General features: G+C 61.2%; 12 protein-coding genes. 11 read left to right on the top strand and 1 reads right to left on the bottom strand.

Features of this window, described 5'->3' with window-relative positions; genetic code table 11:
• Positions 1 to 18: 18 nt before the first annotated feature.
• From ABQ278_RS15285 to ABQ278_RS15260, 6 genes are all read left to right on the top strand, one after another.
• Entirely contained in the window at positions 19 to 465 is a 447-nt protein-coding gene (locus ABQ278_RS15285) for a MarR family winged helix-turn-helix transcriptional regulator (RefSeq protein ID WP_349320348.1), read from the top strand.
• A 174-nt stretch (positions 466 to 639) separates the two neighbouring features.
• Entirely contained in the window at positions 640 to 2,910 is a 2,271-nt protein-coding gene (locus ABQ278_RS15280; RefSeq protein ID WP_349320347.1) for an outer membrane beta-barrel family protein, read from the top strand.
• Between the two features lie 176 nt (positions 2,911 to 3,086).
• On the top strand, positions 3,087 to 4,613 hold the full coding sequence (locus ABQ278_RS15275) for an MFS transporter (RefSeq protein ID WP_349320346.1): 1,527 nt from the start codon (positions 3,087 to 3,089) through the stop codon (positions 4,611 to 4,613).
• A 31-nt stretch (positions 4,614 to 4,644) separates the two neighbouring features.
• On the top strand, positions 4,645 to 5,742 hold the full coding sequence (locus ABQ278_RS15270; RefSeq protein ID WP_349320345.1) for a Gfo/Idh/MocA family oxidoreductase: 1,098 nt from the start codon (positions 4,645 to 4,647) through the stop codon (positions 5,740 to 5,742).
• The gene (locus ABQ278_RS15265; RefSeq protein ID WP_349320344.1) at positions 5,739 to 6,800 is read left to right on the top strand and encodes a sugar phosphate isomerase/epimerase; all 1,062 of its coding nucleotides are present in this window, start codon (positions 5,739 to 5,741) and stop codon (positions 6,798 to 6,800) included. Before ABQ278_RS15270 ends, ABQ278_RS15265 begins: the two co-directional genes overlap by 4 nt.
• 117 nt (positions 6,801 to 6,917) lie before the next feature.
• Positions 6,918 to 7,910: an alpha/beta hydrolase gene (locus tag ABQ278_RS15260; protein ID WP_349320343.1), complete on the top strand. Its 993-nt coding sequence runs from the start codon at positions 6,918 to 6,920 to the stop codon at positions 7,908 to 7,910.
• Between the two features lie 193 nt (positions 7,911 to 8,103).
• Here ABQ278_RS15260 and ABQ278_RS15255 read toward each other — a convergent pair whose 3' ends face one another.
• A complete protein-coding gene (locus tag ABQ278_RS15255) occupies positions 8,104 to 10,452 on the bottom strand; it encodes a glycoside hydrolase family 127 protein (protein WP_349320342.1) in 2,349 nt (782 codons plus the stop codon).
• Positions 10,453 to 10,614: 162 nt separating this feature from the next.
• Between ABQ278_RS15255 and ABQ278_RS15250 the strand changes: the two genes are divergently transcribed.
• From ABQ278_RS15250 to ABQ278_RS15230, 5 genes are all read left to right on the top strand, one after another.
• Positions 10,615 to 11,607, top strand: coding sequence for an ATP-binding cassette domain-containing protein (locus ABQ278_RS15250; protein WP_349322179.1), 993 nt, complete (start codon positions 10,615 to 10,617; stop codon positions 11,605 to 11,607).
• Complete coding sequence (locus ABQ278_RS15245; protein ID WP_349320341.1) at positions 11,604 to 12,278, top strand: methionine ABC transporter permease; 675 nt, start codon at positions 11,604 to 11,606, stop codon at positions 12,276 to 12,278. The genes ABQ278_RS15250 and ABQ278_RS15245 overlap by 4 nt, the downstream gene beginning before the upstream one ends.
• 10 nt (positions 12,279 to 12,288) lie before the next feature.
• Positions 12,289 to 13,083 (top strand): MetQ/NlpA family ABC transporter substrate-binding protein, encoded by a 795-nt coding sequence (locus ABQ278_RS15240; RefSeq protein WP_349320340.1) that lies wholly within the window; start codon positions 12,289 to 12,291, stop codon positions 13,081 to 13,083.
• Positions 13,084 to 13,085: 2 nt separating this feature from the next.
• Positions 13,086 to 14,210 carry a M14-type cytosolic carboxypeptidase gene (locus ABQ278_RS15235; protein ID WP_349320339.1) on the top strand — a complete coding sequence of 375 codons (1,125 nt, stop codon included), beginning with the start codon at positions 13,086 to 13,088 and terminating at the stop codon, positions 14,208 to 14,210.
• An 86-nt stretch (positions 14,211 to 14,296) separates the two neighbouring features.
• Positions 14,297 to 14,587, top strand: coding sequence for a hypothetical protein (locus tag ABQ278_RS15230; RefSeq protein ID WP_349320338.1), 291 nt, complete (start codon positions 14,297 to 14,299; stop codon positions 14,585 to 14,587).
• Positions 14,588 to 14,732 lie beyond the last annotated feature (145 nt).

The raw sequence follows: 14,732 nt of genomic DNA, 5'->3' as shown, positions 1-14,732 counted from the left end.
CATGGCATAAGCGGAAAAATGAACAATACCACTATTTCCGAAGCCCGCGTTACTCTGGGCGCCTTGTTGCGTAAGCCCTACGAAGCCTTACAGACGAAGGTCTATGCAGCCCTTGCCGAACGCGGTTTCAGCGATGTCCGCCCGGCCCATTCCAGCGTTTTCCGCTATATCAAGCCTGAGGGATCGCGCGTTTCCGACCTGGCCGAGCGGGCCGACATGACCAAGCAGAGCATGGCCTATCTCACCGCCAACCTGACGGATCTGGGCTATGTCACCATAGCGCCCGATCCGAGTGACGCCCGCGCCAAGCTGGCGGTTCTGACGGATCGCGGCCGCGCGGTCTGGGAAGCCCTGGTCGAACTGAGCCTTGATGCCGAGGCACACTATAGCGCCAGGATCGGGCCCGAGCGCATGTCGCAATTACGCGCCATCCTCAACGATCTGGCCAATGCCATGTCCGATTGACCTGCCGGGGCGCGTGTGTCCTGAAAGTCACGTCCCGATTTTATAACGACGTTGTATAAAAAGGGCGACGGAATTGTCTGACAAGGTCGTTAGAAAGGCACCTAGCTGTCGTGTAAAAGGTTGCCAATGCCTGTATGCGACGGATTTCCTGCGATTATTTTGGGGCAAAGCGCCATGCGTAAGACGTTTTTCACAACCACCGGCCTGGGTGTCCTTATCCTCGGCGGATATGTGTCCGGCGTGACACAATCGCTGGCGCAGGAAGCGCCGCCAGCGGCTGCCCCAGCTCAGGCGGCGGAGCCGCCCGCCGATCCGACCACGACGGTGACCGTGACGGGAAAGAAGCCGCAGAACAAGATTGACCGTCAGGTCTATGACAACACCAAGGATATCGACAGCGCCACCGGCACGGCGGCGGACGCGCTCAACAAGGTGCCGTCGGTCAATGTCGACCCGACGGGCAATGTCACCCTGCGTGGCAATTCCAATGTGCAGGTCTATATCGACGGCAAGCCGTCGGTGATGATGCAGGGCGATAACCGCGCCGGCGCATTGCAATCCATGTCGTCGGGCGATATCGACTCGGTCGAGGTGATGACCAATCCTGGTGCGCAGTTTTCCTCCGAAGGCTCCGGCGGCATTATCAATCTGGTGATGCGCAAGAACCGCAAGCCCGGCAACACCGGCGCCTTCAACGCCAATGTCGGTGACGGGCGCTACAACGCCTCGATCAACGGCGCGCGCAACAGCGGTAAATACACCATCAGCGGCGGCCTTAACATCCGCCACGATGTGCGTCCCAGCCGTTCGGGCTCGGTCCAGTCACGCCTCGACGCCAATGGCGATCCCCTATCGACGACGGAGCAAGTCGGCGCCTCGGAAGGCAAGAACGACAACATTTCGGCCAATGCCGGTATCGACTATAACCTGTCCGACAAGGATCAGATCGGTGCGCAGACCAGCTATTCGCGCCGCGAGATGGACAATACCAGCGACGACACCTACGCGCTTTATAATGCGGATGGCGACCTCACCAGTGGCTACACCCGTCATTCGGCGGTGACCGGCCCGCGCGATGACTTCAGCTTTGGCGTGCGCTGGGATCACACCGGCGATCTGACCGGCGAGACACTCAAAACCGATCTGCGGCTGGGCCGTTCGACCGGCAATACGGCAACCGATGCCTTGAACTATCCGACCGATGGTTCGGACACAACACGCGAAACCCGCAAGGTACAGAGTGATTTCCACAATGCCGTTCTGACGGTCGATTATGTGCGGCCATTCGGTGGCGCGCAAATGACCACCGGTTTCCAGATCACCCAGGATGACAACAGCTTTAATAATACGGCGACGGGGCCTGATGTATTGGGCGTGCCTGCCACAGACAACGACCGATTGACCAACAGCTTCGCCTATAAACAAACGATCAGCGCCGCCTATATGACCTGGCAGACGCCGATAGGTGAAAAGTGGATCGTCATGGGCGGTTTGCGCGCCGAGGCGCTCGATCTCGACACGCAGAATTTCGGCGTTCCCGGTACGGCCGATGATACCACCAGTCATATCAGCTACACCAAGTTCAATCCGAGCGCCTTCGCCACCTATACGCTGAACGACACGACCAAGCTGCGCTTCTCCTATTCGCATCGCCTGCAGCGCCCAAGTCCGCAGGACTTGAATCCGTTCCAGACCTATCAGGATCCGCAGAACGTTTCGGCCGGTAACACCGACCTGAAGCCGGCGGAAACGGACTCGTTTGAGGCGGGCTATGAAAAGAGCGGCAAGGTCAATTATCAGATCCGCGCCTATTACCGCAAAACCGAAGACAGCATCACCAGCTACAGCTACTTCCTGCCGGTGGCCAATCCGAGCGATACGCCGGTATTGCTGACCACCAAGCGCAATCTCGGTTCGGGTGAAGCCGGCGGCCTCGAAGGCAATTTCGACGGCAAGCTGTCCGACAAGATCAGTGTGCGCGTCAATGCCAACCTGGCCTGGAACAAGCTGACCACGCCGACCACGGGTGAGCAGGAAGCCACCACCTTGAGCGGCCGTGTCAGCATGGACTATAATGCCACGACCAAGGATCGCTTCCAGATCAGCTATTTCGGTCGCGGCAAGCAACTGACCGGCCAGGGCTATACCGGCCCGTTCGGCATGGGCAATATGTCCTATCGCCATCAGTATACGCCCAAGGCGGCGCTGGTCGTGACCGTGCAGGACCCGTTCCGCACGGCCAAGTTCCGCACCGTGGTGGATACCGACAGCATCCACAGCGAATCCTATCGCAGCCTGCAAGGTCAGGTGTTTATGGTGGGCCTCAGCTATACGCTGGGCGGCCCGAGCACCCAGAAGGACGGCGATCAGCAGCGCTGGAACGGGCCACGCGGACCGGGTGGCCCTGGTGGCGGCTGGGGCGGCCCTGGCGGCGGTCCTATGTAAGATGGAAGAGGCGGGGCTTATGGTCCCGCCTTTTTTTAGGCTTGAGCACGAAAGGGTGTGCTAAAACTAGCCTCTTCCCAAGTCGATTGTAATCGATTACCAATAGTCTCACGACAAACATTAAAAAGGCCGGGGCAGGGATGGCTCTCCGCGATCGGCCAAAGACAGGGGTTTTCATGGATACGTCTACAGCTACGGCGCGGCAGACGGGGAATGGCTGGCTGTTCGCCACCTCGTTCGCCGCCATCACCGCCACCTCCTTCTGTTTCATCCTGCGCGCGCTGGTTATCGATAACTGGGGCGTTGATTTCGCCCTGTCGGAAACCCAGAAGGGCGAGTTGCTCGGTGTCGGCCTGTGGCCGTTCTCGATCACCATCGTGCTCTTGTCGCTATTCATCGACAAGATCGGCTTCCGCCTGACCCTGTGGTTCGCCGCCATCTGTCATATCGTCGGCTTAGGCCTGCTCTTTACCGCCACGGGTTACTGGTCGCTCTACGCCGGCACCTTCATCATGGCGCTGGGCAATGGCGCGGTCGAAGCCGCGGCCAATCCTTTGATCGCCACGCTGTTCAGCCACGACAAGTCGAAATGGCTGAACCGCCTGCACGCCGCCTGGCCGGGCGGCATGATCCTCGGTGGCCTGCTGGCCATGGGACTGGACAATATCGGCGGCTTTGACTGGCGCGTGAAGGTCGGCCTGATGATCATTCCGGTGCTGGTCTATACGGTGCTGCTGATCGGCCGCAAATTCCCGGTGTCGGAGCGCGTCGCGTCCGGCGTCGATTATCGCACCATGCTGGGCGAGGCGGGCTTTATCTCGGCCTTTATCCTCGCTGCCCTGATCATGCTCGAAGTCGGGCGCGTCTTTGGCCTCAGTACGCTCATATCCATGGGCGGGGCGGTGGTGCTGGCGTTGATCTATGCCTTCTTCTCACGCGCACCGGGCCGGCCGCTCTATATCCTGCTGGTGCTGCTGATGATGCCGCTGGCGGTCACTGAACTCTCGACCGATAGCTGGATTTCCTCGCTGATGGCCCCGGAAATGGCCAAGCTCGGACTGCAGGCCGGCTGGGTGCTGATCTATACCTCGGCGCTCGTCTTTGTGATCCGCATCTTCGCTGGCCCGCTCATCAAGTGGCTTAATCCGCTCGGTGTTCTGGCTATGGCCTCGGCGCTGGCGGCGGCCGGCCTCTTCCTGATGGCGGGCGCGACCGGTGGCATGATCCTGGCGGCGGCCACCTTCTACGGCATCGGCAAGAGCTTCTTCTGGGGCACCTCGCTCGGCGTCGCTTCGGAGCAGTTCCCAAAGGGCGGCGCGGTGGCGATCAACATGCTGGCCGGTGGCGGTATGCTGGCGGCGGGGATTGTCGGCTCGGTGCTGCTGGGGGCTGCGCAGGACAATTCGACCCGCGAAGGCTTGAAGCGTCACGATGCCCAGCACCAGAGCGCCCTGACCGAGACCTATCTGACGCAGGAAAAGGTCAGCGTCTTTGGCAAGTACAAGGCGCTCGACGAGGCCAAGGTGGCGGCTGCCCCCGAAGCCGACAAGGCGGTGCTCGATGGCCTGTCAACCGGCGCCAAGAAGGACGCTTTGAAAGAGGTGGCCCTGCTGCCGGTCCTGACCTTCGTCATCTTCCTTTGCATGGTGCTGTGGTTCCGGCGCCGTGGCGGCTACAAACCGGTCGTCATCGGCGACCATTAAAATCATAACAAGAAAAGTTGAGACGATACCTGTGACCAAACTCAAACTCGGCATGATCGGCGGCGGGCCCGGCGCGTTTATCGGGCCGGTGCACCTGATGGCGGCACGGCTCGATGACCGGCTGGCCCTGACCGCCGGCGCTTTCAGCCGCGACGCGGGTAAAAACCGTCAGGCGGGCGAGGGCTACGGCCTCGCGCCCGATCGCGTCTATCCCTCGTGGCAGGCCCTGCTCAGCGAAGAGGCGCGCCGCCCGGACCGCATCGACGTCCTGTCGATCGTCACCCCCAACGACACCCACTTCCCGGTCGCCAAAGCGGCGCTGGAGGCGGGTTTTCATGTGCTGTGCGACAAGCCGGCGACGCTCAATCTCGAAGAAGCCCTGCGCCTGCGCGATGTGGTGCGGGCCACCGGCAAGCACTATGCCCTGACCTATACCTACAGCGGTTATCCGCTGGTGCGTGAGGCCAGAAAACTGATCGCCGAAGGCAAGCTCGGCCAGATCCGCAAGATCGTGGTCGAGTACAGCCAGGGCTGGCTGTCGCAGGACGTGCATTCAAAACAGGCAGACTGGCGGGCCGATCCGCGCCAGTCGGGCCTTGGCGGCTGCATCGCCGATATCGGCGTCCATGCCTTTCACCTGAGCGAATTCGTCAGTGGCGCGCATGTGGAAAGTTTGAGCGCCGATCTCAGTATCGTGGTGCCGGGACGCACGCTTGACGACGACTGCAACGTGTTGCTGCGCTACAATAAGGGCACCCGCGGCGTGCTGGTGGCGTCGCAGATCGCTGCCGGGGATCGCAATGGCCTGCGCCTGCGTGTCTATGGCGAGAAGGGCGGGCTCGACTGGAGCCAAGAAACGCCCAACACCCTGACGCTCAATTGGCACGACGCCCCGACGCAAATCCTGCACGCCGGCACGCCCTATGTGTCTTACGGCGCGCGCGTACCCGCCGGCCATCCGGAGGGCTATCTCGAAGCCTTTGCCACGCTCTACAGCGATTTCGCTCATCAGGTCACGACGGGGGAGGCCTCGATCGTGCCCGGCATCGAAGACGGCGTGCGCGGCATGGCCTTTATCGAGACCGCCATCACCTCAAGTCGCAACAAAAGCTGGGAGACCCTGCTGTGAAGACCCTCAAAGGACCGGGTATTTTCCTGGCGCAATTCCTCGGCGACACCGCCCCATTCAACAAGCTGGAAAGCATGGCGCAGTGGGCGTCGGGCCTCGGCTACAAGGGCTTGCAGATTCCGACCTCGTCACCGGCGATTTTCGATCTGGAAAAGTGCGCGCAAAGCCAGACCTATGCCGATGAGATCACCGGTATGCTGGGCAAGTACGGCCTGTCGGTGACCGAGCTTTCGACCCATCTGCAAGGCCAGTTGGTCGCCGTCCATCCGGCCTATGACAGCCTGTTCGATGGTTTCGCGCCCTTAGCCCTGCATGGCAAACCGAAGGAGCGTCAGGCCTGGGCGGTCGAGCAGGTCAAGCTGGCAGCGAAAGCCTCGCAGCGTCTCGGCCTTAAAGCGCACGCCACCTTTTCCGGCGCGCTGGCCTGGCCCTATCTCTATCCGTGGCCGCAGCGCCCCGCCGGTCTGGTGGAGGAAGCCTTTGCCGAACTTGGCCGGCGCTGGAAGCCGATCCTCAATGCCTTCGAGGACGCCGGCGTCGATTGCTGCTATGAGATCCACCCCGGCGAGGATCTGCACGATGGCGCGACCTTCGAACGTTTTCTTGATGAAGTTGGCGGGCATAAACGCGCCAACATCCTGTTCGATCCCAGCCATTTTGTGCTGCAACAGCTTGATTATCTGAGCTATATCGACATCTACCACGAACGCATCAAGATGTTCCACGTCAAGGATGCCGAGTTCAATCCCAATGGCCGCTCAGGTGTTTATGGTGGCTATCAGAGCTGGGTGGATCGCCCGGGCCGCTTCCGTTCGCTCGGTGACGGCCAGGTCGATTTCAAGGGCATTTTCTCCAAGCTGGCGCAGTATAATTACGAAGGCTGGGCTGTATTGGAATGGGAGTGCTGCCTGAAGCATCCGGAGGATGGCGCCCGCGAAGGCGCACCCTTTATCCGCGATCACATCATCCGCGTCACCGAAAAAGCCTTTGACGATTTCGCCGGGTCGGGGGCATCAAAGGAGTCGCTTCGTAACCTGATGGGAATAACGCCCCACTGATGGTCTGCAAATGGACACTTTTCTGCGCTTCGCTGCTCACGTACTTAAGTACGCTCCGCGGCGATGCTCAAAAACCATCCATTTTCGCCACATCATTGAGGGTTATTGAGAGATCATATGGATAAGTTTCGCCGTTCGCTCTTGCTTGCTCCCCTGGCGCTGACCGCTACGGCCGCCGCTGCCCAGACCGCCGCACCCGATACGGCCAAGGTGGTGCCCGGCTGGCCGGCACCGACCACCACCATCGACCTGTGGCCGAAGGGCGTCGCCGGGCAGGTTCATCCCGATATGAAGGAAGTCGTTGAGGAAACCTCGACCGATCCTGCGATCAAGTTCCGCCGCGTGCAGGGCATAACAAAACCGCGCATGGCGGTTTTTCCGGCTGCCAATCCCACGGGTGGTGCCATGCTGATCATCCCCGGCGGCGGCTTTTGGTGGAACTATTTCGATCATGAAGGCTATGCGCTCGCCGATTATCTCAACCAGCAGGGCATCACCTGTTTCGTGCTGTTTTACCGGCTGGCCAATGATGGCTGGGACAACAAGGCCGATGTCGCCACGATCGACGCCCAGCGCGCCATGCGTCTGATCCGCAAACATGCTGCGCAGTATAAACTCGATCCCAAGCGCGTCGGCGTGATCGGCTTCAGCGCCGGCGGCTTCATCACCGCCTCGCTGGCGACGCGCCACGCGCAAGCGCTTTACGCGCCCGTTGATGACGCCGATGCGCTCGACGCTCGCCCGTCTCTGGCCGCACCCATCTATCCGGTGCAGTCGCTGGACCCGGCCATTGCCTATGATGGCACAGCGCCTTCGCTTTTTGGCGGCCCCGCCACGGCTGAACAGATCGCCCGTTATGCGCCGGATCACAATATCGACGCCCGGACCCCGCCGGTTTTCCTGACCCATGCCGAAGACGACACGACCGTGCCGGTGGCCAATACGACGGTCTTCCGCGATGCGCTGAAAGCCAAGGGGATTATGGTCGAAACCCACCTGTTCGCGCGGGGCGGTCATGGCTTTGGCATGAAGCCCGATCTCGACCAGCCCTACCATATCTGGCCGCAGCTTTTCGTCAATTTCGCCCGCAGCCAGGGCCTGATGAGCTGAAGGTTCGACCGCTACACGCTGGCTGCGCTTGTGGTCCTGCGCGTTCGCGAGTCGTCTCTCCCTCAAAAGGGAAGCGTAACGTCGCCGATGTCGATCTTGTCGCCGGAGACAGCCAGACGGTGACGTTTGAACGCCACCGTCTTCCAGTAGGGGGACGTCGGCGCGCCTGACTTTGAAGGGGGGCGGGGCTCCCCTAAACCGCTGTACCGCCCGCTTTCAGGATGCGGCACTCATAGACCGTCGTCCATTGCCACTTATTGTCAGGCACATCGAAGCGCAGACGCACTCTGGTTTTCCCCTTGGTCAGGGCTTCCGGCAGGGCATAGGTCTTGATCTGGAGCGCTGAGGTCGGCGCGCCTTCGAGCTTTTCGATGGCGAACGGCTGGCCGTCGATCAGGATGCGGATGTCGCGGTTACGATCGGCGCCGTTATAGGTGACGTAAAGCGTCTGCGGCCCCGGCTGGACGCGCATGTCGAACTGGAAATAGCCATTGACCATGCGGCCGCGCGTGTTGATGTGCGTGATGACACTGGTGGCGTCGGTGCCGTCGAAATTATGATCCTTCTCCGGCTGTTGTTCGCCAAGCCGGATGACATCAACCGTGCGGGCTTCCTTGTCGGCCTTGGCGCGGGCTTCCTCGCGGTAGGCGGCCTCGGCCACCGGCCATTCCACCACGCCAAAGCGGCGGAAATAGACCGCGGTGCGGTTGTGGTGCTGATCGAAATAGGGACGCAAGGTGAGGGGGGCGGGATAGCCCTTGTCGCCGGGGGTAAAGCTCTGGGCCGCGCCTTCCAGCGCCGGCCGCAGGATATCGTGCTCGCTGTCGGCGATGATCACCGGATCGATACCGCTCCATGGCGCGCTGACCGGGCCGAGATCGGCGGCCAGCACCAGCGGGCCGTTGAGGAAGGCGATCAGGTTGGCGTCATCCGGCATGGCATCGCTGCGGATGGTCATCGGCAGTTTCAGGGTGAGGCTGTCGCCGGCTTTCAGGCCATCGAGCAGCAGATAGCCGTTTTTCGCCGGGGCGGTCACCGCCACGCCATTGCGCGTCAGCACCGGTGCGGCGCACCAGTCCGGCACCCGAAGACCCAGGCTCACCGGCTTTTTCGGTGTGCCGGAAACGCGCAGGCGCACCATGTCCTCATAAGGGAAGGCCGTCTCCATATCGATCTTCACGCCCTGATCCGCCGCGTCGAGCGTCGAGGCGTAATAGAGGTTGATCAGGATGCGGTCGCCCTGTTGCCAGTAGATGCTCTCACCGTGCTTGGCGTGGCTTTCCATGCCGGAGCCGACGCAGCACCAGAAGTCGTTGTCCGGCGTCGAATGCTTGCGGCCATAGCCTGAGGCCAGGGGTGAGAAGTAGGACACCATGCCGGTGGCCGGGTCCTGCTGCGACATGATGTGGTTGAGATGAGCGCGCTCGAAAAAGTCGAAATAGCGCTTGTCGCCGCTCCAGCCATAGAGATGGCGGCTCAGTTTCAGCATGTTGTAGGTGTTGCAGGCCTCGCAGGTCTGCTGACCCAGGCGGTTGGCCAGCATGCGCGGTTCGCCAAAGTGCTCGAAATTGGAATTGCCGCCGATGACATAGGAGTGGTCTTTTGTCACCGTCTCCCAGAAGAACATGGCCGCCTTGGCGTGCTTAGGTTCGCCGGTCAGTTCGTAGAGGCGCGCCAGACCGATGACCTTGGGAATCTGGGTGTTGGCGTGCTTGCCGGCCAGTTCATCGCGGCCCTCGGTGATCGGATCGAGCACGGCCTTGTGGCGGATGCGCTCGGCCAGTTTCAGCCAGCGTTTGTCCTGCGTGCGGGCGTAAAGCTGGGCATAGGTGTCGTTGATGCCGCCGTGTTCGGCCATCAGGACGGTCTGGACCTGATCGTCGCTTAAAGTCTCGAAAATCGTGCCGAGATAATCGGCCAGCCCGATCGCCACCTTCAGGGCGTCGGCATTGCCGCACAGGGCATGGGTATCGAGCACGCCGGCGAATACCTTGTGGTAGGTGTAGATCGGCACCCAGCCGCCGTTGAGATCGAAACCGGCCGTGCGGATATCGCCCTTGCGCAGTTCCTCATAGATGATCTTGCCATCGACCGTCTTGCCGTCGCGGTCCACCGTCGTGCCGCCGGCATAGCCGTCACCGTTCTTCGCCTGAATGACGAGCAGGGCGGCGATGATATAGTCGGCGCGCTGTTTCAGAGCCGCATCACCGGTCTGGGCGTACATCAGGGAACAGGCGCTCATATAGTGGCCGAGGCTGTGGCCGGCGATGCCGCGCGCTTCCCAGCCGCCATAGACCTCGCCCTTGGTCGGCAAGCCGGCGAACAGATAGAAATTGTGCAGCAGGCGGTCAGGCTCAAGCGCCAGCAGGTAGCTCTTGTTGGCCTCGCTGGCGGTTTCGAAGATCGAGGCTTTCAGCCGCACCGCCGTCAGTGGAAATGGCGTGACCTGAGCGTTCTTGCTTTGCGCCTGTGCCTTGATTGCACCTAAAGCGCTAAGCGCTGTGCCGGCGGCGATGGCCTGACGACGTGACAAGCGAACCATGATCTCATCCCGATATTGTTTTTATGCGCGCAGCATAGACGGCGCTCACGCCCGGTCAAGTTTATTGTCTGACATTTAAAAGCGCTTTCAAAAGTCGCTTTACCTCGCGGGGTCAGATCGCTAAACCCAACCGTCCAAGTTTTCTTTAGGTGTGCCTTGTCTCTGATCCGGTTCCATGATGTTTCCAAGCGGTTTGCCCTGAAGGGGCGGACGCAGGATGCCCTGTCCGGCGTCTCGCTCGGCATCGAGTTGGGTGAGGTCTTCGGCATCATCGGACCGTCGGGTTCGGGCAAGTCAACCCTGGTGCGCCTGATCAACCGGCTGGAGACGCCGACGCGCGGTACGGTCGAGGTCAATGGCGTCGATATCGGCAAGCTGAAAGCGGCGCAGTTGTCGGCGGTGCGTCATAAGCTCGGTATGATCTTTCAGGCGTTCGGGCTGCTGTCATCGAAAACCGCCCGCCAGAACGTGCTGTTCGCCCTGAAACTGGCCAAAAAAAGCCTGACCGACGCCGACCATCAGCGCGTCGATGATCTGCTGGCGCGGGTGGGCCTGAGCGATCACGCCGACAAGTACCCGTCGCAGCTTTCCGGCGGCCAGAAGCAGCGCGTCGCCATCGCCCGCGCGCTGGCCAATGCGCCGGATATCCTGTTGTGCGACGAACCGACCAGCGCGCTCGATCCCGAAGCGACGCAGGGCGTGCTGGCCCTGCTGGCCGAACTCAACCGCGATCTTGGCCTGACCGTCGTCATCGTGACGCACGAAATGAACGTGGTGCGCCAGATCTGCGACCGCGTCGCCGTGCTCGAAGAGGGCCGGCTCGCCGAGGTAGGGACCGTGGCGCAGGTGTTGTTCGATCCGGTCAGCGATGCGGCGCGCGCGCTTGGCAGACACCTTCTGCCGCATGCGCCGTCGATCTCCGGCGCGGCCGATACCCGCCTGCGCCTGACCTATTTCGGTGAGGTGGTGACGGGCGATGCCCTGAGCGCCGCCACGCAAGGCGCCGATGTCCGTTTCAGTATTCTGGCCGGGCAGGTGTCCGAACTGAAATCCGTGCCCTATGGCCATCTGATCGTCGATATCACGGGCACGGATCGTGCCCTGGTGATCGAGCGCCTGAAAACGCGCGGCGTGCGCGTGGAGGGCCTGATATGAGTGATTTCGTGCAGTTTTTCAGCCATATAGACGGTGGTGAAATCGCGCTGGCGAGCTGGGAAACCGTCGCCATGCTGCTGGGCTCTCTGGTTTTGAGCGTTATCCTCGGTCTGCCGGTCGGGGTATGGCTGTCGGTGACCTCGCCGACCGGCCTGGCGCCCAACCGCTTCACCTATGGCGTGCTTAGCCTGATCGTCAATGTGCTGCGCTCCATCCCGTTCGTCATCCTGTTCATCCTGCTTATTCCGGTGACCCTGGCCCTGGTCGGCACCTCGCTGGGCGTCCGTGGCGCCATTCCGCCGCTCGTTCTGGGGGCGGCGCCCTTTTTCGCGCGTCTGGTCGAAACCGCTCTGCGCGAGGTTGAGCACGCCGTGGTCGAGGCCACGCAGGCCTTAGGGGCCAGCAAGCGCCAGATCATCGTCCATACCCTGCTGCCCGAAGCCATGCCCGGCCTGATCGCCGCCATCACCATGACCGCCATCGCGCTGGTGTCCTATACCGCCATGGCCGGCGTGGTCGGGGCCGGCGGCCTGGGCGATCTGGCCGTGCGTTATGGCTATCAAAGATTCCAGACCGATGTCATGGTGGTCACGGTCGCGCTGATCGTGGTGCTGGTGCAGGGGCTGCAAATGTTGGGAGATGCGCTGGTGGCGCGTTTCCATAGAAAGTAAGGATATTACAATGTTGTCTCGTCGTCTGTTCGTGTTGTCGGCCCTGGCGGTTTCGGCCTGCGCCAAACCCGCTGCGAAGGCCAATGTCCTGACCGTGGCCGCCACCGCCGTGCCGCACGCTGAAATCCTGAAAGCGGTGCAGCCCGATCTGGCCGCCAAGGGCATCGACCTGCAGATCAAGGTGTTCAATGATTACGTCCAGCCCAATATGCAGGTTGAGCAAAAGCTGATCGACGCCAACTATTTCCAGACCCTGCCGTATCTTCAGGCCTTCAATTCCGAGCACGGCACCCATCTGCTGCCGATCGTGGGCGTCCATGTCGAGCCGTTTGGCGCCTATTCGCGCAAGGTCAAGGCCATCGCCGACCTGAAAAATGGCGCGGTCATTGCCCTGCCGAACGACCCGACCAATACCGGCCGCGCCCTCATCCTGCTGCACAAGAACGGCCTGATCACGCTGAAAGACCCCAACGATATCGCCGCCACGCCAAAGGATATCGTCGCCAATCCGAAGACCTTCGTCTTCAAGGAACTGGAATCGCCGTCGCTGCCGCGCGTGCTGGGCGAGGTCGATATGGCCCTGATCAACACCAACTACGCGCTTGACGCCAAGCTCGATCCGCAAAAGGATGCCCTGATCATCGAAGGGCCGGACAGCCCCTATCTCAACTATCTCGTCGCCCGTCCGGACAACAAGGACGACGTCCGCATCACGGCGCTGGCCGAGGCCCTGACGTCGCAAAAGGTGCGTGATTTCATCGCTGGCACCTATCACGGAGCGGTTATCGCCGCCAAGGGAGCCTGATCATGGCCATCAGCATCACGTCCGATTTCGATGGGGGCAATATCGAGGTTTTAAGCGGCGAGGGCGCCAGTTGGGATCTGGCGATACGGCCGGATAACGGTTCGCACTATTACCAGTGGTTCCATTTTCGCGTTGATGGCGCCGCCGGCGTGCCGCTGGAGCTGCGCCTCACCAATGCCGGCGGCTCGGCCTATACCGGCGGCTGGGAAAACTACCGCGCGCGCGTCAGCAGCGATCATGCCGACTGGCTCCAGACCGAAACCGCTTATGCCGATGGCGTGCTGACCATCCGCCACACGCCCCTGACCGATACGGTATGGTTCGCCTATTTCGCACCGTTTCAAAGCGAACGCCACCGCGCTTTCGTGGCCGAAATCGCCGCCAAAGAAGGCGTGTCGCACACCGTGCTAGGCCAGACGCTGGATGGCCGCGACTTCGATCTTTTCACCCTCGGCACGGGCATGAAGCGCGTCTGGCTCTATGCCCGTCAGCATCCCGGCGAAACCATGGCCGAATGGTGGATGGAGGGCACCATCGCCTTCCTGACCGGTGATGATCCCGTGGCAGTGAAGCTGCGCGAGGCGGCCACCTTCTACATCGTACCCAATATGAACCCCGATGGCAGCGCGCGCGGCCATCTGCGCACCAATGCGGTCGGCACCGATCTCAACCGCGAATGGGCCGGCCCCACGCCGGAGCGTAGCCCCGAAATTCTCTATGTGCTCAAGGCTATGGATACCAGCGGCGTCGATTTCGCCATCGATGTGCATGGCGACGAGGCTATCCCGCACGTTTTCATGGCGGGTTTCGAGGGCACGCCGTCGTGGACCGAGGCGCGCGGCGCGCTCTACGCATCCTATCTCGACCGCCTGAAAGCCCGCACGTCCGATTTCCAGACGACCTATGGTTACGATATTCCCCCCCCCGGTGCGGCCAATCTGAAGGTCTCGACCAATGCCGTGGCGGAGCGTTTCAACGCCATCGCCATGACGCTGGAAATGCCGTTCAAGGATCACGACGATGCGCCCGACAGCTTACGCGGCTGGTCGATCGAACGTTCGCGGGCGCTTGGCGTGTCGTGCCTCGTCGCGCTGGCCGATATCATCGACAGTTTGCCGCGAAAGTGATCGACCGTGTTCGGCGGGCATGCCGAACCACATGGCTTTTTAATGCGTTTTTTCTCATATTTTATGGACAAAATATGGAGGAAACCATGCAACTTTCAGCTTCAAGTCAGTGTGAAAATCTCGCTGTAGGGACCACTTTTTGCGTTCAGGGCGGCAGACTTCACCGCGGCGATCGTCTTCAGTTGAGGCTTGAGAACCGAAATGTCGAGGCCGTGGTAGAGCGCTTCGACATCACCGGGCTCTATCTGGATATCAAGGGGTCGCGCGCGATCTGCCGTCCGTGGCAAAATGGCGATCAGTTCCTGATGCGGTGCCGGGGAACCAGTTCGAGCTGGACCGTCGACTCTGTCGAGGCACATGAGATGACGGCAGCCTGATTCGTCCTATTATCTTTGGCGACGTACTGGATTTTGGCATGTAAAGGCTGTAAGTTCAAAAAAGAAACTCACAGCGTGTTTAAGTGAAAATCCAATCGCCTGAAACGTGCGTATGCTTGCTTAAGTCTCGCGGCGTGTTGATGGG

This window comes from Asticcacaulis sp. MM231 (assembly GCF_964186625.1).
Taxonomy (GTDB): Bacteria; Pseudomonadota; Alphaproteobacteria; order Caulobacterales; family Caulobacteraceae; genus Asticcacaulis.
Note: the sequence above shows the minus strand (reverse complement) of the source record. Positions and strands in the feature narration are given on the sequence as shown.